Annotated in this window: 13 protein-coding genes; 11 read left to right on the forward strand and 2 right to left on the reverse strand. The window is 47.9% G+C overall.

The window, feature by feature from the left end:
• Positions 1–55 precede the first annotated feature (55 nt).
• Both P40081_RS18525 and P40081_RS18530 read left to right on the forward strand, forming a co-directional pair.
• On the forward strand, positions 56–1,918 hold the full coding sequence (locus P40081_RS18525; RefSeq protein ID WP_042137521.1) for a beta-L-arabinofuranosidase domain-containing protein: 1,863 nt from the start codon (positions 56–58) through the stop codon (positions 1,916–1,918).
• Between the two features lie 344 nt (positions 1,919–2,262).
• A complete protein-coding gene (locus tag P40081_RS18530) occupies positions 2,263–2,565 on the forward strand; it encodes a MazG-like family protein (RefSeq protein WP_197074245.1) in 303 nt (100 codons plus the stop codon).
• Positions 2,566–2,664: 99 nt separating this feature from the next.
• On the opposite strand, the gene P40081_RS18535 is transcribed toward P40081_RS18530, so the two are convergent.
• Positions 2,665–4,269 carry a M4 family metallopeptidase gene (locus P40081_RS18535; protein ID WP_042137523.1) on the reverse strand — a complete coding sequence of 535 codons (1,605 nt, stop codon included), beginning with the start codon at positions 4,267–4,269 and terminating at the stop codon, positions 2,665–2,667.
• A 551-nt stretch (positions 4,270–4,820) separates the two neighbouring features.
• Here P40081_RS18535 and P40081_RS38565 point away from each other — a divergent pair.
• Together P40081_RS38565 and P40081_RS18545 are read left to right on the forward strand one after the other, a co-directional pair.
• Entirely contained in the window at positions 4,821–8,615 is a 3,795-nt protein-coding gene (locus P40081_RS38565) for a glycosyl hydrolase 53 family protein (protein ID WP_063779801.1), read from the forward strand.
• 274 nt (positions 8,616–8,889) lie between these two features.
• Positions 8,890–9,732 carry a hypothetical protein gene (locus P40081_RS18545; RefSeq protein WP_042137525.1) on the forward strand — a complete coding sequence of 281 codons (843 nt, stop codon included), beginning with the start codon at positions 8,890–8,892 and terminating at the stop codon, positions 9,730–9,732.
• Positions 9,733–10,113: 381 nt separating this feature from the next.
• Here P40081_RS18545 and P40081_RS18550 read toward each other — a convergent pair whose 3' ends face one another.
• Positions 10,114–10,989, reverse strand: a complete 876-nt coding sequence (locus tag P40081_RS18550; RefSeq protein ID WP_042137527.1) for an ROK family protein — start codon at positions 10,987–10,989, stop codon at positions 10,114–10,116.
• 192 nt (positions 10,990–11,181) lie between these two features.
• Between P40081_RS18550 and P40081_RS18555 the strand changes: the two genes are divergently transcribed.
• From P40081_RS18555 to P40081_RS18585, 7 genes are all read left to right on the forward strand, one after another.
• A complete protein-coding gene (locus P40081_RS18555; protein WP_042137529.1) occupies positions 11,182–12,645 on the forward strand; it encodes a glycoside hydrolase family 32 protein in 1,464 nt (487 codons plus the stop codon).
• Positions 12,646–12,703: 58 nt separating this feature from the next.
• Complete coding sequence (locus P40081_RS18560) at positions 12,704–14,038, forward strand: ABC transporter substrate-binding protein (RefSeq protein ID WP_042137531.1); 1,335 nt, start codon at positions 12,704–12,706, stop codon at positions 14,036–14,038.
• Between the two features lie 91 nt (positions 14,039–14,129).
• Complete coding sequence (locus P40081_RS18565) at positions 14,130–15,005, forward strand: carbohydrate ABC transporter permease (protein ID WP_042137533.1); 876 nt, start codon at positions 14,130–14,132, stop codon at positions 15,003–15,005.
• A 1-nt stretch (position 15,006) separates the two neighbouring features.
• A complete protein-coding gene (locus P40081_RS18570; RefSeq protein ID WP_042137535.1) occupies positions 15,007–15,840 on the forward strand; it encodes a carbohydrate ABC transporter permease in 834 nt (277 codons plus the stop codon).
• A 21-nt stretch (positions 15,841–15,861) separates the two neighbouring features.
• Complete coding sequence (locus tag P40081_RS18575; protein ID WP_042137538.1) at positions 15,862–16,950, forward strand: glycoside hydrolase family 172 protein; 1,089 nt, start codon at positions 15,862–15,864, stop codon at positions 16,948–16,950.
• A 45-nt stretch (positions 16,951–16,995) separates the two neighbouring features.
• On the forward strand, positions 16,996–17,988 hold the full coding sequence (locus P40081_RS18580; RefSeq protein WP_042137540.1) for a LacI family DNA-binding transcriptional regulator: 993 nt from the start codon (positions 16,996–16,998) through the stop codon (positions 17,986–17,988).
• A 140-nt stretch (positions 17,989–18,128) separates the two neighbouring features.
• Entirely contained in the window at positions 18,129–19,736 is a 1,608-nt protein-coding gene (locus P40081_RS18585; RefSeq protein ID WP_042137542.1) for a response regulator transcription factor, read from the forward strand.
• The last annotated feature ends 4 nt before the right edge of the window (positions 19,737–19,740 follow it).

Genomic DNA, 19,740 nt, shown 5'->3' on the forward strand with positions numbered 1-19,740 from the left:
GCTGCTATATACTTTCATTGTAAAATCAATGTCAGTATATTAAGGGGCTGCAGCAATGAGAGAACTGAAGGGCAAGCATGTCGTTCTTCATGATAATGATCTGAAACGCAGGGAGGAAGCAAACCGGCGGTATTTAATGAAACTGACAAATGATAATCTCCTGTTTAACTATAAAGTAGAAGCGGGAAGATACCATGGCAGAGATATTCCAGAGGATGCACATGGGGGATGGGAGACGCCAGTCTGTCAGATCCGGGGACATTTTCTTGGACATTGGCTGTCTGCGGCAGCTATGCGGTTTCATGAGACTGGCGATCTGGAACTCAAGCTCAAAGCGGATCTCATCCTGGACGAGCTTGCCGAATGCCAGAAGGACAACGGTGGACAATGGGCAGCGCCTATTCCGGAGAAATATTTACACTGGGTTGCTCAAGGTAAAGCGATATGGGCTCCGCAGTATAATATCCATAAGTTATTTATGGGACTGGTGGATATGTACCAATTCACCGGCAGTCAACAAGCGCTCGAGGTGGCCGATCGTTTTGCAGACTGGTTCGTCACATGGAGCACTACCTTCACCAGAGAGAAATTCGATGACATTCTGGACATGGAGACAGGCGGGATGCTTGAGGCTTGGGCGGACCTGCTCCATATTACAGGGAATGCTAAATACAAGACCTTGCTGGAGCGTTATTACCGCAGCAGACTTTTCCGCCCGTTACTGGAGAACAAAGACCCTTTGACCAACATGCATGCCAACACCACCATTCCTGAAGTACTCGGCTGTGCCAGAGCTTACGAGGTCACCGGCGAACAACGCTGGATGGACATTGTCACTGCCTACTGGAAATGTGCGGTTACGGAGAGAGGCACTCTGGCAACTGGCGGAAATACGGCAGGCGAAGTGTGGATGCCCAAAATGAAGATCAAAGCACGCCTCGGGGATAAGAATCAGGAGCACTGTACGGTTTATAATATGATTCGTCTGGCAGAGTTTCTTTTCCGGCATACATCAGATCCGGCATATGCGCAGTATATTGAATATAATCTGTACAACGGTATTATGGCTCAAGCCTACTACCAGGAATATCATCTGACCGGCAACCGGCACGACAATCCCGGAACAGGGCTGCTTACCTATTTTCTGCCGATGAAGGCAGGCTTACGGAAGGATTGGAGTTCGGAGACCGATAGCTTCTTCTGCTGCCACGGAACGATGGTACAAGCCAATGCAGCATTGAACAGAGGCATTTATTATCAGAATCACAACGATGTCTATGTATGCCAGTATTTCCATTCAGAGCTGACCACAGAGATCAATGGAGAGAATGTCCGCATTCATCAATCTCAGGATCATATGAGCGGAAGCATGCTGAACTCTTCGAATACCGCAGGACAGCAGGAATTGAATGAGGTTACAGCGCTTCACGAGAATCTGCCGAATTATAAAAAGTATGATTTCGTTGTCCATACCGGCTCTGCCCAAGCGTTTGCCCTCCATTTGCGCATACCGGACTGGATCATGTCTGAAGCCGTCATCTATGTGAACGATCAGCTTCACGGGAAATCTGCGGATTATTGTGCATTCTATACCCTGCTGCGGAATTGGAAGGACGGCGATCGAGTCAGTATCATTCTGCCTGTCGGGATCCGCTTCATTCCTCTGCCGGACGACGAACAGACAGGTGCGTTTCGTTTTGGTCCTGAAGTGCTGGCTGGGATTTGTGAGAATGAGAGGATTCTCTTTACACAGCTAGATGATGTTACCTCTGAGTTGATCATGGAAAATGAACGGGAGTGGGGCAGCTGGCGCTATTTCTTCAAGACGGCCAATCAGGACCCGGGAATTCAGCTGAGAAGAATTCGCGATATCGGTTATGAACCCTATCAAGTGTACTTCACGGTAAAAAAAGCTTAGTCGCTTATTGTTGGAACAACCACCTGCGTGAGTTATAGTGAATAACTACCATTATAGGTTGTATGAAAGGATGACATGATTAGTGGCATCCTTTTGTGCTGCAGATTGGCCATATGAGTAAGCATCAGCCCGTTCGTACCGCAGAATTTTGAAATCACCCTGCCCTCAAACCGCATAGAATTCTATATTTTGGAATGTTAGACTTCTTGGTAAGCACTGTAGATATAAATGGTGATCGGGAGGATTGTTGTCTGAAATACAAGAATAATCCTGCTGAGCTGCTTGAAAGGGGTGAAATACTGTTTTTGTACATAAAAAATATTTGTAGAATAGGAGAGAATAAAATGATTGATTTATTACAGTTACAAAAAAGAGTTTATCAGAATAAAGTTGCGAAAGGATTTAATGTTACAGATATTTTCCAGGAATTCTGTTTCATATATGGCGAATTATCAGAGGCTTGTGAAGCTTATCTGAAAAAGAAAGACGATTTGGGGGAAGAACTGGCTGATGTTGCACTCTACTTAATAGGACTTTCGGAGCTTCTGGGAATTAACCTGGAAGAAGAGATCATACATAAAATGGAGAAAAACGAAAAAAGAATATACGAAAATAAAGATGGTGTGCTTACAAAAGTAAAAGAATAATATATAGATTTCATGCAATATGGTTTTAAGCAGTTGATCGATCCCTTTTACACCAAACAGGCCAATGATCTTGAGGATCATTGGCCTGTTATTCTGTTCTTAGTAGACGCCTACCGCATTGTAAGCTTTGGTTACGGCAGTTACTTGAGCCGAGCCTGCTCCAAACAATTCCGTAGCCGATTGAATGATTGCTGTGCGTGCAGCAGAGAAGTTGGATGAGGTCGTAAGGTAATATACAAGTGCATTGTAATAGATTTGAACGGCATCCTCACGGCCGATACCTGTGACCGTTACACCGCTAAACGTACCGCCTTGGGCAGCCAGATAGAAAGCTTTGTTATTAATCCCGCTGTTCGTATGCACACCGCCTTCATCACCGGTACCGGTATAGCGGTCGCTGTATTTGTCAGGCTGTCCGTACAATGGGGGATTAGCCAGTGAGCGGAGTGCGTCACCCGCTACACCCGGTGTATATACTTTATCGCCGATCAGCCAGTTCGCACCTTCAATTGAATTTCCGATAATGTCGGAGAAGGACTCATTCAGTGCCCCTGGTTCTCCATAGTATTCAAGATTGGATGTTTTCTCAGTTACACCATGCGTCAGCTCGTGGCCCACAACATCCAAGTCACCGGACAGCAGTGTAAAGGTAGATCCATCTCCATCACCGAAAACAATTTGCGCACCGTTCCAAAAAGCGTTGTTATAGGAAGTATAGTAATGGACGGTGGAACGGATCTGCAGTCCGTTGTTGTCCAGGCTGTTGCGGCCGAAATGCTGGAGATAATAATCATAGGTTCTTTCAGCATACGTGTGGGCATCAACCGCGGCTTTGTCTGTCCAGACATTGTTGGTGCTGGTTAAGAGCGTCCCCGGAAGAGAGGTCTTGTTTTTAGCGGTATACGTCACAATGCCCTTGCCGCGGGTACTGTCATAGAGCTGATAGGTAGAACCCGAGAGGCGTGTCTCGAACGTTTTGGTATCTCCAAACACTCCAGTACCCGTACCCGTCAGGTTCTCTAAAATATTATATTTGAACAGTACGCTGCCATTCTCCGCAGAAATGAAGTACCGTATCCGCAAAGGCTCGGGCTCCAGAACATTCACTTCCGTTTTATAGGCTAATTTAGGTTCTCCGTCAACAATGAAATAATATAAATCCGCTGTAGGAGTAACTTGCGGCTCACCAAGCGGTCCATGTTCCAGCGTGGCATCCTGCTCGGCTGCCAGAATAGCATCTGCTCCGGAAATGGTTTGGAGCTGAATCAGCGGCTGCGGAATCGTCTGGTAAACATCTTCAACTACGCTTCCCAGCAGGGAGGTAACGTTGCCGGATTTGTCGATATGCAGAGTTTGATCAGCTCCATATACCGGTATCCCCGAGATATACTGGCTTAACCGGTAGTGCTGGCTGCCGGTCTTGCTGTTTGTATTTTGCTCTGAAATTTTGAATTTTCCCCGAATATCCTCTTTAGCCGAAAGATGCAGGTTACCTTTAACACTTTCAAGATATCCCCATACTTTGTCCTCAGAAGCGGAGCCAGCAGGAGCTTTCCAGGATTGGTCCGTAATCGAAATAGGGGACGAGCCTGAGAAGAGTTCTACAGGATTATTGCGTTCATTGTTTTCAGCAGCAGTGCCCACCGAGGCAAAGGATCCAAGTGCTACAACACCTGCAAGAAGTGAAGCCACAGTCTTTTTCATAATTAATACTCCTCCGATCAAAATGGTTGGTTTTAAGTTATGCCGGGTTCTTGTAGACAACCTTTATCTAGCCTGTGTACTCAAGCTGCGATCTGGGGTGCAAGGACTTAGGCGGCGAACAACCTTAAATGTACGGAGGGAGAGAGTGTGGAGACGGCAAAACCCCTTTCACGAAAATTTACAACTACACCCTTGTTCACAGACCTCCAAAATGGATATAAATGAAAATAATGTAATTATAGTGGTTTTATTATATTTTGGAAATTGAATATCAACTGTGATAAGAATCACAATCAATGCAATAAATTTGATAAATGATAATTATGCAATAGCGAAGTTTAATACCCATACAGGAACAGGAATCTCTACAATATGTAATCAAATTTACTAATTCAATTAAAGGGAGCTTTGGATTAATAATTTTTTAAGTTTGTTGCAGAGGTATTACTTATAGTTGATCTGCTCCATCCACACCTGATCTTTAATTCTTTACAATAAGGATGTTAAAGGCTGGAAACTGCAGTTATTAAATAAATAATGGAGGTTAAGCTATGAGAATCAGCAAAAAGGTTGTTGTAATCATTCTTACATGGGCGATGATTCTGTCGGCAGCATCAATTGGTTTGCCCGCTAATGTAAACGCTTCATCGGTTTCCGGAGGCTTTTCCAAAGGTGCAGATATCAGCTGGCTGCCGCAAATGGAGGCTTTAGGCTATAAATTCTATAATGATAATGGCCAAGAGGAGGATCTTTTACAAATACTTAAGGAGCACGGCATCGATTCCATCAGAATCAGGGCCTGGGTTAACCCGTCAGATGATCCGGCCAGTGGTCATAACAGCACACAAGAGGTTGTTGCACTGGCTTCCCGGGTAAGCGCCTACGGGTTCCGTGTGATGATCGATTTGCACTACAGCGACAGCTGGGCTGACCCTGGTCAACAGGTTACTCCTGAAGCCTGGAAGGAAGATAATATAGAACAGCTGAAGGCGCATGTCTCGCAGTACACTACGGAAGTGATGCAGGCGCTCAAAGATGCAAAAGTAACACCGGAATGGGTGCAGATCGGAAATGAGATTAATAATGGAATGCTGCATCCTTTAGGAAGCTACAGTAATACAACCAACCTCGTTCAGTTGATTCAGGCCGGTTCACATGCTGCCAAGGCGGTGTTCCCGGATATTAAGGTCATCATCCATCGGGCCAGCGGAGCTGAAGCAGGGGTTGGGCCATTTTTTGCCGGTCTGACAGCGGCCGGTCTTAAGGATACGGATTACGATATCATCGGCTTATCTTATTATCCTGATGCCATTTTCACCTCTACCATTAACGATCTCAGCAACAATATGAATGCGCTGGAAGCTAAATATGGCAAAGAAGTTATGATCGTTGAGGTTGGAGGTAATGTTTCAGAGGATGTTGATAGCGTATACAATATGCTCGTGGCCGTTCAGAATAAACTAAAGGCTGTTCCGGACAATAGGGGAACCGGAATCTTTTATTGGGAGCCTACCGGTGTATTGTTTGGCTATCCGTTATCGGCATGGAATATTGACGGCACACCGACACTCGCTATGGATGCCTTCATCGACGGTGCAGCCGAAATCAACCGCCATCCGGTTACCGCGGTGTCCTTAGATAAGCCTGTAACCGCTATTGAAGTAGGCGGGACGGATAAATTAATTGCCATTTTCGATCCGTTAAATGCAACCTATAAAGGAGTGAGCTTTACAAGCTCTAAGCCGGAGGTTGTTAAAGTAGATCCTTATAGTGGAATACTTTCCGGGGTTTCTGTCGGAAGTGCCACCGTGACCGCAGTTACCTATGACGGGGGATTCTCTGCATTCAGTGAGGTCACGGTAACTCCAAGTTCAAATTTGATACAGAATCCCGGGTTTGAAGATGAGTTGAACGCATGGGAGCTTTCAGGAGATACAAGTGCAGTCAATATTGAAAAAGATGCACATTCGGGGTCGTCCGCCCTGCATTACTATAGTACGACTCCTGCTGAATTCAGGACTTCGCAGACGATCACCGGTCTGGAGAATGGAACGTACACTTTGTCGGCCTGGGTATCCGGCGGGGGCGGTGAAGAGATTTCAGAAATTTTTGCCGGCAGCAGAACACAGCAGTTTACAAATACGGGATGGCAGAAATGGAGCAAGCCGGTTCTGGATCTTATTGAAGTTACGGATGGAACCCTCACCCTGGGCGCTCATCTTAAGCTTGCTGATGGACAGTGGGGGAATATCGACGATTTCGAGCTGATTAAGAAGGATACCAGCAAGCTGCTGGATTTGAGGGTGAACGGCGCTACGGTTAGCGGATTTGATCCAGCCGTTCAGGACTACAGTGTAGTTCTGCCGTATGGCACGACTGCATTGCCAGCGGTTGAGGCGGTTGCAGAACAAGGCATATCGGCAGAAATTACACAAACAGCTGCGCTGCCTGGAAGTGCAACCGTTGTTGTCAAAGGAGAGGTAGTGAGAACCTACACCCTCCACTTCACGGTGGATTCGAACCCTGTGGTTAACTCCGGCTTTGAGCAGGTGAATGAAGCGGGTCTGCCTGATGGCTGGACCATTCCTGACCCTGCTGCCCTGACCGCGAGTTCGGATGGCCGTACCGGTGCAAGATCACTGGGATTCTGGAAGGATTCCGCCTTTACACTGGACGCCTATCAGACGCTTACCGCCCTGGAGAATGGAATCTACACGCTGACGGCCTGGTCGCAGGGCGCCGGGGATGAGACGAAGAATCAGCTGTATGCCTTGAATGGCGAGAAGACCCTACTGAGCTCAAGCTTCGCGAACAAAGGCTGGAATGTATGGAACCAAGCGGTTGTTGGGAATATCAAGGTTACGGATGGAACACTGAAGATCGGGATTTCCCTTGAGGGGAATGCGAAGGACTGGGGCTCTTATGATGATATTGTGCTGGTTATGACTGGTGACATTCCAGTAGAACCAACACCTACGCCAACGCCTACACCTACACCTACACCTACACCTACATCATCACCAACGGCGTTACCAACGGTGACACCAATACCAACACCAAGTCCAACAGCTGCCAGTGAAGATAACGGGTTGGCGTCAACAGGGGGCGTCAGTACTGCAACCAGTACTCCGGCGGCAATTCCGGTGGCCGTGACCTCGGGCACCGCTGCTGACGGCACCACTACTTATAGTGTGAAGATCCAAGCAACGGCAGGCAAGGAGGAAGGAGCTGCCATCGTCAAGCTGGATTCCACTATAATCAGCGATCTGGTCGGCAAGGTCAAGCAAGCCGTAGCGGCCGGTCAAAAGGTTGTCATGGAGATTCAGATGGATCAGGAGGCAGGCCAATCATCTGTTGATGTAGTTATAGCTAAGGATGCTCTCAAGCAGTTAATGGAAGCCGCCGGGGCAGAGCTGAAGCTGAATACAGGCATTGCTGATATTACCTTTACGTCTAAAGCAGTAGCTGCAATTGGAAGTGCAGCAGCAGATAGCACAATCAGCATTAAGAAGCTTGCTTCATCAAGCTTGCCGGACAAAGCCCGGAGCAAGCTTGGAGACAGACCGGTTGTAGACTTCTCTGTAACAGCCGGAAATGCTGAAATTACTGCATTCAACGGTGAAATAGTTAAGATCAGTGTACCTTATACGCCAAAAGCAACTGAAAAGTCAAATGCCATTGTAGTGTATTATATCGATCAGACAGGAAACCTTCAGCTGGTTAATGGCGGCTACGATGCAGCAGCCGGAAAGGTTAATTTCCAGACCGCCCATTTTTCAAATTATGCTGTAGGGTATAACGAAATCAAATTCAATGATGTTGCACCGGGCAACTGGTATTCCAGCGCTGTCGATTACTTGGCAGCGAGAGAGGTGGTTAAGGGCGTAAGCAGCTCTGTGTTTGCACCCGAGGCCCAGGTGAAGCGGGCTGACTTTCTGATGATGGTCATGAATGCTTTCGGCATTAAGCCTGATGCAGATAGCGCCGATAACTTTTCAGATGCAGGGAACAAATACTACACAAGCTATCTCGGTACAGCCAAGAAACTGGGCTTGATTTCCGGTGTGGGCGGCAACTCCTTTATGCCGGAGGCCGTCATCAGCAGACAAGAGGCATCGGTAATTCTGTACAATATCATGAAGCAGCTGAACCGTCTGCCGGAAGGTAGCAACAATCAGAGCTACGACAGCTTTACTGATGTCAGTGCGGTAGCCGGATATGCCCAGACAGCCATGAAGCAGTTTGTGGAAGCGGGAATACTCACGGGCATGGGCAAAGAGCTGAGTCCAGGGGCTGTCGCGACCCGGGCAGAGGCAGCACAGATTATATATAATTGCATTAAATAACAAGCTGAATAACCGGCTGCCAGCAGATTTCTGGCGGCCGGTTATTTATGTCAGCGGATTAGAATGGACCCGAACGGAAAACCGATCCTTTATGAGGATGACAATTAAGAACCTTAATGGGGCAGCAATAAAAAAACAGGACAATTTTACCTGCTAAGTTATATAATATCAGAGGAAAGCACTTTGCTGTTTGCTGCCTGCAACCTATTCATGAAATGTTCTAGCAAAATTGGTAGATGCTTTACTATTAATAATTAAGCGGGGATAAGGTTATATGAAACGAAAGAGTTTGATTTATTCGTTAATGCTAGCAATTATAGTATCGGTTGTATCCGGGAGTGGTAGTATTCATGCGGCTGCACGGAACATCACCGACATTGTTAAAGTGACCAAACCTGCTGAGATTAAAGTTGGGGAGTGGAAGTCATACGAGATAGCCATAACTGACTGGACCGATGCAGACGTTACGGAACATGACTTCACTCCAATCTCTTCAGATGAGAATGTTGTCAAGGTCGTACGGAAAACGAATTGGGTTTCTGAACTCCATGCAATAAATAAAGGGATTGCCACCTTAACTGTCAATATTGGAGAAAAGTTTGAACCTTATGTATTCACTGTTCAAGTGGTGGATGAGTATACAGTCATTCCTGAACCAACTTCTGAGCCAACAAAGCCGGTAGTGATAAAGGAACCTACCCGCGAAGAAATCATGTTACAGGATTTGGAAGATTATTATGAACAGTTGCAGCCAATAGCAAGCTATGAAAATAAAGCCATAGATACGTTTATTCAAAATAGACACCTGAACGATTCAACAAGAAAGTCACTCTTTCTTACTTTAAACAATACTGTATTGCCCAATTATACTAAGTTTGTATCCGGGTTGAAAAACCTCAAAGCCAATAATGCAGAGTTGAAAGAAATACATAACTACTATCTGGCAGGAGCAAAACTCCAGCTGGAAGGGTTCACTATAATGCGGGATAGCCTGAAGACGACCAAAATAAATTATTCCAAATTCGAAACGGGTAACAAGAAGGTTATTGAAGGTGCTAAGCAATTGGACAAAGCCGGAATCCTTGTTGATAAGTATAAAAGTAAATATATCAAATAAATAATTCACTATACAGGTTGTTTTTGAAATACTGATATTGTGTGGACGGGACCGAGTAAACAAGGTCTCGTCTTTTTGTGTTATCTACACCTTTGGTAGCAGGGACAAAAAAGGCCGCCATTTCGGTAATGGTAAGTACGACCAAACCAAACCAAAATGAGGCGACCTCATAAATAAATATACCCCATTTTTAGTCGTTTTCAAACAAGTATTAACACCGGAAGAAGTCAAAATGGTGACTGGACAAACCAAGGACTACGTGGATTGAGAAACAAAATGACCGTCGGGTTGCTACTCGATTACTTTGTCCAAACCTGCTACCACAAATGACACCTGCTTTTATCTGAAAAAGAAGGACGATTTGGGTGAAGAATTGGCTGACTACTCCTGAAGCGATTCGATTCCCAGCGCCAGAGCCCCGCATAATCCCGCATTGTCGCCGAGACCGGGTGGAACAATATAGCTATCCATGGTCCCCAGAATTTCCTGTGCCGACACATAACCGTTCAGGGCCTTACGGACTTCACTGCGGATCATTGGAAACAGGTGCTCCTGGTGCATAACACCTCCGCCCAGGATTACACGCTTCGGTGATAACAGAAGGATCACGCCCGCAATGGCTTGGCCCAAATAATAGGCCTCCATTTCCCATGCGGTATGATCTGCTGGCAGCGCGGAGCCTTTCACGCCCCAACGCTTCTCGATGGCTGGTCCTGCCGCCAACCCCTCAAGACAGTCACCGTGGTATGGACACAGGCCTGCGAAATGATCCTCTGCATGCCGCCGGGTCAGCACGTGTCCGCCTTCAGGATGAACAAGCCCGTGAACCAGTTTACCCTCTGTATACACGCCCACTCCGACACCTGTTCCAATTGTATAATAGACACAGCTATCCAGTCCTTGAGCCGCGCCCCACTTCACCTCACCAAAAGCAGCAGCATTCACATCCGTATCGAATCCAATCGGCACAGGGAAATGCCGTTTCATATAACCCACAAAGTCAAAACCTGCCCAGCCCCGCTTCGGTGTAGTGGTTACATGTCCATACAAGGGGCTGGAATGATCCATATTCAACGGCCCGAACGAACCAATCCCGATTGCCAGAGCCCCCGCGTCCTCAAAATAGGCAACCGCCTGTTGTAGCGTCTTCTCCGGAGTCTCGGTCGGAAAGCTGATCCGGTCCAGGATTTCACCTGCCTCATTGCCCAAACCGCAGATGAATTTGGTGCCGCCTGCTTCAATCGCCCCAATGATCATATGATGTTCTCCTCCTGTCAGGAAAGGGTGGCCTTTCCCGTTAAATTTTTGGTAAACGTTTTACCTTAATATTATTTTCTAATTGAAACTCGAACCAATAAACTCACTATACAAACAAATGAAACCGTTGACAAGGAAAAATATTATGATAATATATGTTTGTAAAACGTTTTACTAATGGAGATGATGACAATGAAAAAGGTATTCTACAGACCTGCGAATGGCTGGGTAGGAGACGTAATTCCGTTTTATGACCAAGGGGAGTACAAGCTTTATTATCTTCACGATGAGAGAGTGGGGGGGGATTATGGCAACCATACCTCATGGAATTTGGCGGCCACTGGAAACGGGCTTGATTTTGAGGATTACGGAGAAGTTTTGCCAAATGGCAATGAGACTGAGTTAGACCGGAACGCCTATACCGGATCTGTGATCCGGGACAAGGAAGGCCTGTATCATCTATTCTACACGGGACATAATCCCAACCCTGCGTTCTGCAAGGATGGTAAGCCCTTACAAGTTGTACTGCGGGCCACTGGCACCGACGGAATTCATTGGACGAAGGATAGTGAATTCAAGCTTTACGGGGATGAAGTGATCTATGAGGCATTTGATTGGCGTGATCCCTTTGTGTTCTTCAACGAAGAGAAGCAGGAGTATTGGATGCTGGTCACTACCAGGGAAATGAACTCCTCTGAGAAAAGAGGCGGGTGCATCGCCCTTCTGACATCGGATGACCTCCTGAGCTGGGAATTCCGCGAGCCCTTTTACAGCCCGGACAAATACATTACGATGGAATGTCCCGATTATTTCCAGATGGGAGAATGGCATTACCTCGTCTACTCCACATTCAGTGAGAAGTTTGTCACCCATTATAAAAAGAGCAAAACCATCGATGGCTTATATACCTCACCGGTATTGGACACCTTCGACGGCAGAGGATTCTACGCAGCGAAGACAGCCTCCGACGGCGAGAAGCGGTACGCCTTTGGCTGGGTCCCCTCGAAGAAGGGCAGTAATGATTATGGAGATTGGGAGTGGGCAGGCACGCTGGTTGTCCATGAAGTGTACCAGAACGAACTGGGAGAACTGCTTGTGAGAATGCCGTCTTCCATCTATGGACATTTTAATAGGAACGAACAAATTATTCTGCAAGAGGCGGACAATTGCATGAAGCAGGGGGACAGGCTGCAGCTGTCTTCGCCGGATGGGCTGGCGTATAGCGTGCTTAACCCCTTGCCTTCTCAGGTCATGCTTGAGGCTTCCTTTACGGATTGGCAGCATGTCAAGGACTTTGGGATCGCGGTTCGCACGGACCAGACGCTGGACAATGGTTATTTCATCAAGTTTGATCCTTTTCACAACCGGATCACCTTTGATATGTGGCCGAGAAGGGAACCGGGATTTTTCCAATGGCAAATTGCCGGGGACAAGCCGCAGATGATTGAGCTGGAACGTCCATTGAATTTTGCCGGCCATAGCCGGATTCGTATTAAGCTAATTCTGGAAGACGATATCCTGTGTCTGTATGTCAACGATGAAGTCGCCATGACAACACGGATTTATAATTTCAAAGACGGACATTTTGGTTTTTTTGCCAATGAGGGTGCTGTGAATGTTGAGGACATTAGCATGAAGACAGCCGCTGAGCTTTAACCGGCAAGGATGGATTCACAGAATTTATACCGATTAATCTAATGGAGGGGTTATTACAATGACAAAGAAAGCATCAAAAGTGTTCACCGGACTTGCCATTTTCTCCTTGGCAGCAACAGCTCTGGCCGGCTGCGGCAGTTCCGCAGGCAACACAAGCTCAGGCCAAGCCGGCGCCTCGGATGCACCTAAGGAGCAGACGGTGACATGGCTCTCTGCCAGACCGGAGAATGGAGCGATTGTCCAGACAGTCCGTGAGCTTGCCGACCGGTTCGCCGCCGACCATCCGGGCTTTAAGCTGGACCTTCAGGTGACGGCGGACAGACCCTCTTATCTGACTAAGCTCAGAACGCTGGTTGCTTCAGGACAGATGCCGGATTTCATTGACAGCGATGCCGACCCGTTTGCCCAGGAGCTTGTAAATGCAGGCTTACTGGTGGACATGGAGAAATTTCTGAAGGACGAGGGGCTGTACGATAAATTCTATGAGCCCGCGCTGAAATACCAGGAGCTGCCGGATGGAAGCCTGTATCTTCTGCCGATGGAATATCACATGGAAATGACCTGGTATAACAAAAAAATATTTGCAGACAACAACCTTGCTGTGCCCAAAACCCTTGACGATCTGCTTGCAGTCAGCCAAGCGCTCAAAGACAAAGGGATTACGCCTATCGCTGTAGACGGCGTTGATGTATGGCCGGTATTGCGTTATGCGGCTATGTATCCGTTCCGGACCACAGGTAATCAGTTCATCCGTGATTTGAGCCAGGGCAAAGCCAAAATGTCGGATGAGGCAGGCATGCAGGCGGCTACCTTCGCTGCTAAAATCGGGAAATACTTTCAAGAGGGATTCGCAACCACAGATTATACAACAGCCAAAAATCTGTTCCTGAACGGAGAAGCTGCCATGTACAACATGGGCACTTGGGAAATCCCATCCTTCGTGGAAGAAAGCCTGCCGGAAGGACTTAAGGGCAATGTGGATTATTTCTATCTGCCAACCACCAGCAATGCGGTTACACCAGATAATGAATTCTTCGGCAATAGCGGCATTGGACTCGGGGCCTCTGCCAAAACGTTCGATGGGCTGCCGAAGGAATTCCTGAGCTATGTGCTGAAAAATTATAGCGATGTCTATGTGGCCAAACAACAAATGTCACCGCTGAAATTCACGATTGATGATGAATCCAAATTCTCCGGGCTGTTCCTGCGGATCAAAAAGGATATGGACAATTATGGTTCAGAGTTTGCCAAGCCTTGGGATACTCTGCTGGATCCGAACACCAACTCGGTGATGAGTGATCTGATTACCAAACTGACCATGGGCTTTATGACTCCAGAGGAGTTTGCCAAACAGATTGATGATGCCATTGCCAAGAACACAGCCAGCAAATAAGTAACCTTGATATTTCTTCGCCCGGGCCTCCAGTGCCGGGTGGAGCCTTTTATCAATAATAACGTAATTACAACAGCGGGGTGACCCTATAATGAATGTGCTTAAGGACAAAAAGGCATGGCTGGTTTTCATCTTGCCTGCTTTGATATTTTATCTGGGTACGGTTTTTGTTCCCATTATCCAGTCACTGAATTACAGCTTTCAGCAATGGAATGGCATTCAGGAGCCGCGTTACACCGGCTTTGATAATTATATTGCGATGTTTAGCGATAGTTACTTCTGGAATTCAGTGCAAAACAATCTGGTGTACGTAGTGATTGTGGTATTTATGCAGGTGTTCATCGGCTTGTTCTTTGCCCTGCTCCTATCCTATGTCACCAAAGGTGCAGGGATCTTCAGAACCCTGTACTATTTGCCGGCGGTTGTTGTAACTGTAGCTATTGCGCAGATGTTCCGTAATTTCTACTCGCTTCAACCTCTGGGTCTCATGAATATGTTCCTGGACTGGGTGGGAATGGGGCATCTGCAATCGGCCTGGCTCTCCAATCCCCATACGGCATTAATCGCTGTGTCCATTCCCGAGGGATGGCGGTTTATCGGGATGTATATGGTGATCTTTTATGCCGCTCTGATTGCGATCCCCAAAGAAATCGAAGAAGCGGCCAGAATTGACGGTGTAAACGGCTGGCAATTGATTCGTTATATTAAGCTTCCGAGCATCATGCATGTGCTGAGCCTGGCTTTGATTATGTGTACAACCGGGGCGCTGCGTGGCTTCGATATTCCTTACATTATTGGTGTTCCCGGATCTGCTACCGAGCTTGTCACCACCTATATGTACAAGCAGGCATTCTCCACCATCCAGTATGGATATGGAAGCTCAATTGCCGTGTTCATCGTTATCGAAAGTCTGCTTGCCGTATTAATAATCCGGGCTATTTTTAATTCGAGGAAAGGAGATGCCTGACATGTTTGCGAGAAAAAAGCTCTCCTCTTCACTGTTGTATCTTCTGGTGATTGTGATTCTTTTGATTCAAATCTACCCGGTAGTGTGGCTGATGCTGTCCAGCTTCAAGTCGAGCATCGAGCTGACGACACGGCCGTTTGCCATGCCTTCGTCCTGGTCGTTTGAGAACTATGCCAGTGTATTCCGGGAGAGCAGTCTGCTCCTGTATATCAAGAATACCGCCATTGTAACCTTTACCTGTCTGGCTCTAATTATTGTACTCAGCGCGACGGCAGGATTTGCCCTTGTCAAAATGATTAACCGGCTGAATTCGAAGCTGCTGCTGTTCTTTACAGTCGGCATCATGATTCCGATTCAGGTTACGCTGATCCCTCTGTTTATTATGTACAAGGATTACGGGCTGCTGAATTCGTATCCGGCACTGATCCTGCCGCAGGTCGGTTTTGCTCTGCCTTTGTCCATCCTGATCTTTACCAGCTTCTACAGGTATGTTCCCAATGAGCTTATCGAGGCTGCAGTCATCGACGGCTGCAACATCTATCAGGTGTTTATCCGGATTATTTCACCGCTTACGGTCAATACAACCATTACAGTAGCCTCGATAAACTTTATTTTCATCTGGAATGATTTCGTATTCTCCAACACGTTCACGAATGACAAGGCATACAAGACGATTGCTGTCGGGCTTCAGGAATTTATCGGAGCTTTTGGGGCAACGGATTGGGGCCAGACTTTTGCGGCAATCAGTATCAGCATTATTCCCATTATTATTACGTACTTGTTCCTGAACAAATATGTAATGGCCGGGGCGTCGGACGGCGCAGTCAAAGGATAAAGGATAAGGAGACGATTAACGATGCAATCGATGGACCAGCTGTTTGGCAGAATGAAGGGCAAGAGCAGAGCGATTACGGCGGAGAATCCGCAGGGCCTCAAGGGACAAGGGGGCCAGGCGGAGGGGCCTCTGGGCGTTGCCCGCAAAGGCAAGGCGTTCATCTCACTCGCTCAGGGAGAAACCGCAACGCTTGTAGATATTGAAGGTCCCGGGATCATTCAGCATATCTGGATGACCGTTACCGATAAGACCGAATCTGGCTGGTTTGTCCTGCGCGATCTGGTACTCCGGATGTATTGGGATCATGAAGAACAGCCCTCTGTTGAAGTCCCGCTGGGGGATTTCTTCTGCAATGGCTTTGGTGCACGGGCAGTTGTCAATTCACAGCCGGTAGTGGTGAATCCGGTCGGCGGCATGAACAGCTACTTTGCTATGCCGTTCCGCCAGGCTGCCAGAATAACCATTACGAATGAGCATCCGCAGGGCATAGAGGCATTCTTCTATCAATTCGACTACAGGCTGGTTGATGAGCTGGATGAGGATACCGAGTATTTTCATGCTCAGTACCGCAGAGAGAATCCCACTGTGCTGAGGCAGGATTACACTTTAATTGATGGAATTAAAGGGAGAGGCAAATTTATCGGCACATATATGTCCTGGACTTCCCTATCCCGTTATTGGTATGGTGAAGGAGAAGTGAAATTCTATATCGACGGCGACCGGGAGTGGCCGACGATCTGTGGAACCGGGGCAGAGGATTATTTCGGAGGCGCCTGGGGATTTGTGAAATATGACAACGGAAACCCGGTACAGGAGCAGACCTACTCGACCCCATATATGGGTTTCCCCTATTTTGCGACGAAGGATGACACCCGCTCCCATATTTATGACGGGGCGGCGTGCCCGATGCGGGGCTTCTACCGCTGGCATATCCTCGATCCGATTCTGTTCGAAGAGGACCTGAAGGTGACTGTACAGCAAATAGGGCATGACGGCCAAGCCTTATTTGAACGCAGTGACGATATCAGCTCAATTAGTTACTGGTATCAGACAGAGCCGCATCAGGCGTTCCCTGAATTTCCGGACGTAATGGAAAGGCGTCCACGTTAAGCGTGGGCGTAAAGTTGTGCAAGTAAATCCGCAGAGGTGCAGCAAATGGCAAAACAAAGAGTTACACTAGTACAGGTCGCCAAAGATGCAGGCGTGTCGCCAGCAACGGTCTCCCATTTCATGAACGGTAATTTCCACCGGATGGGCCCCGAGACCCGGGAGAAAATAAGCGACTCGATTACCAAACTAGGGTACCAGGTGAATCCTGTTGCCAAAAGTCTGATTACCGGCAAAATGCATACCATCGGACTCGTTCTGTCGAACAGCACTTATGACGGTTATTTCGAAGATTTATATTTCCTGCACTTCGCCAAGGTGCTGAAGCAGCATCTGAAGACCATGGGATACAAGCTGATTCTCCTGGACTTTGATGAAATCTTCATGAATATCCAGATGGTGGATGGGATTATTGTAAAGGCGACCCTGGAGACAGAGAAGTTCATGCCGAGGCTTATGGATCTCAATGTTCCGGTCATCACCATCGGGCGGCATAATTTATCGTATGGTGCTCATATCGTACGGGTGAACGACTATCAATGCGGCCAGACAGGGGTAGACCATTTAATGTCACGGGGGTATCACAAAATCATTATTCTGACCTATCCGCACGGACAGGTCCCCGGATTTGACGACCGGTTGAACGGTGCCTCCCAATCTATGCAGGAGAAGGGTAATCTTACAACGGTTATTACGGGAGATATGACGGAGAGCTTCGGGTATGAGACGGTCACGCAGCTAGCAGGGAATGGACAGCTGCCGCAGGCGTTATTCTGCCTGAACGACATTTCAGCCATAGGTGTGCTGAAGGCTTGCAAGGATCTGAAATTATCCGTACCTGAGGATCTTGCGGTACTGGGTGTGGATGACATGCCGACCGTGTCGGAACTGCTTAGTCTCTCCACCATCCGGCATCCGATTAACGAGCTGGCAATGAATGCCTCAGAGCTTATGATTCAATCCATTGAATGGAAAGGGGAGCCTGCCGAGCCTGTCGACCGGATGTTCCCCATTGAACTGATGGCAAGGCATACCAGTTGAGCAGGCAAGAAGGTACAGGCTGTCGAGAACTTTTCGGCAGCCTTTTTCTAAAGATAGACTGAAGATGAAGATTGACAGGTGCAACCGCCTACCTTACTATCTTATTGAAATTAGGCTATTCTGCGAGAGGAGAGAGAGCAATGTATAACGTGCTTGTCGCCGATGATGAACCTCGTCACCGCCGCGGCGTATCCGACATGGTTAAGCAGCTCCGCCCGGAATACCGGATTTTCATGGTGAAGGATGGATTGGAGGCTCTGCGGATTATCGAGGATAACCGGATCGATATTATCCTCACAGATATCCGGATGCCCAATATGGATGGACTGACTCTGATTGAACATATGGAGAGCCGCCGAGAACGGGTCAAAATTGTAATTCTCAGCGTGTACGGAAATTTCGAGTATGCAAGGCAGGCGGTAAAGCTCGGAGCCTTCGATTACCTGCTGAAGCCATTGGCATTAGGAGAGCTCTCCGAGATCCTTGACAAGCTTGACACGGCACTGGAGAAGGAACGGCTGAGTCTTCAGAACGGGGCAGTTCTTCAGCAGAGGCTCCATTCGGCAGCCCCGGTCTATGAGCAGCACTTGCTCAGCCGGTGGATGCGCTCCGCTGCAAGCGAGAAGGAGCTTCAGGAAATCCGCAATTTCTTCCCCGATTTAAACGGAGGTTTCGTGATGCTGGCAAGGTTTCAGCAGAAAGAAATTACCGGGTCTTATATGCTTGAAGAATTCGAGGAACTTAAGGCCACTGTGAAGAACTGGATGCGGGAAATCTATCAGACGGTCGGTCCTTCGCTGTCCTTCAACCTGGAAGGAGAGTACCCGATGATTGCTTCCGTTGTGACCCCGGGCCATTCCCTGGAGTGGCTGATGAAGCGGGATCTGGAGCAGTTCCGGCAATTCATCCGCCAGATCCGGGAGGAATATGGCCTGACTCTGACTTTGGGGGCAGGGAACTGGGTGGCCGATCTGTATAGCGGGGCTCCGGGATCCTTTGAGCAGGCGCGGAAAGCGCTCGAATACTCCTTTTATACTGGCGAAGGCCAGCTTGTCCTTTACGATGTAATCGCTTACAACCCTGACAAGCCCAGCTTGAAGATGATTCCTGCGGATACGGGCATGACGGATGCCTTGGCGCGGATGGACAGGGCTGCGGCTGCTGAGGCCTTGAAGACGCTTATTCAGAGACTGCTTGAAGGGGATTATCCGTCCCCGGCTCATCTGAAAGACTCTGTTCTGTACGCTCTGGTTAACGAGGTTAAAGGAAACGAAGTCTTGCTGCGTCAGGATGAAGCGAGCAATTTCATTTCAGAGATGGAGTTTCAAATCCCGGCCTGTGAGAGTCTGCAGGAAGTCGAGGCACGGGCGGTCTCTGTTCTAAACCGGATCATAGAGAGCATTCAGGAACGCAAAAATAACAAAAGCGGGCGGACCATCGGCCTGTGTAAGGCATTTCTGGAGGAGCATTATATGGAAGATCTGTCGCTGGAGTCTGTCGCCAGGCATTTCTTTTTCAGCTCCGCCTATTTCAGCAGTTTTTTTAAACAGCACACCTCCATGACCTTCACCGAATATTTGCTGCGCCTGCGGCTGGACAAAGCCAAAGAGCTGCTCCAGGACGGGGACCGGAAAATCGCTACCATCGCCTTAAGCGTGGGATTTCGTGATGCGGGTTACTTCACCAGGGTATTCAAAAGGGAGACTGGACTGGCACCGGAGGAGTTCCGGAAGAAAGATGTATTGTAGGTGG

This window comes from Paenibacillus sp. FSL P4-0081 (genome assembly GCF_000758565.1).
Taxonomy (GTDB): Bacteria; Bacillota; Bacilli; order Paenibacillales; family Paenibacillaceae; genus Paenibacillus_AQ; species Paenibacillus_AQ phytohabitans.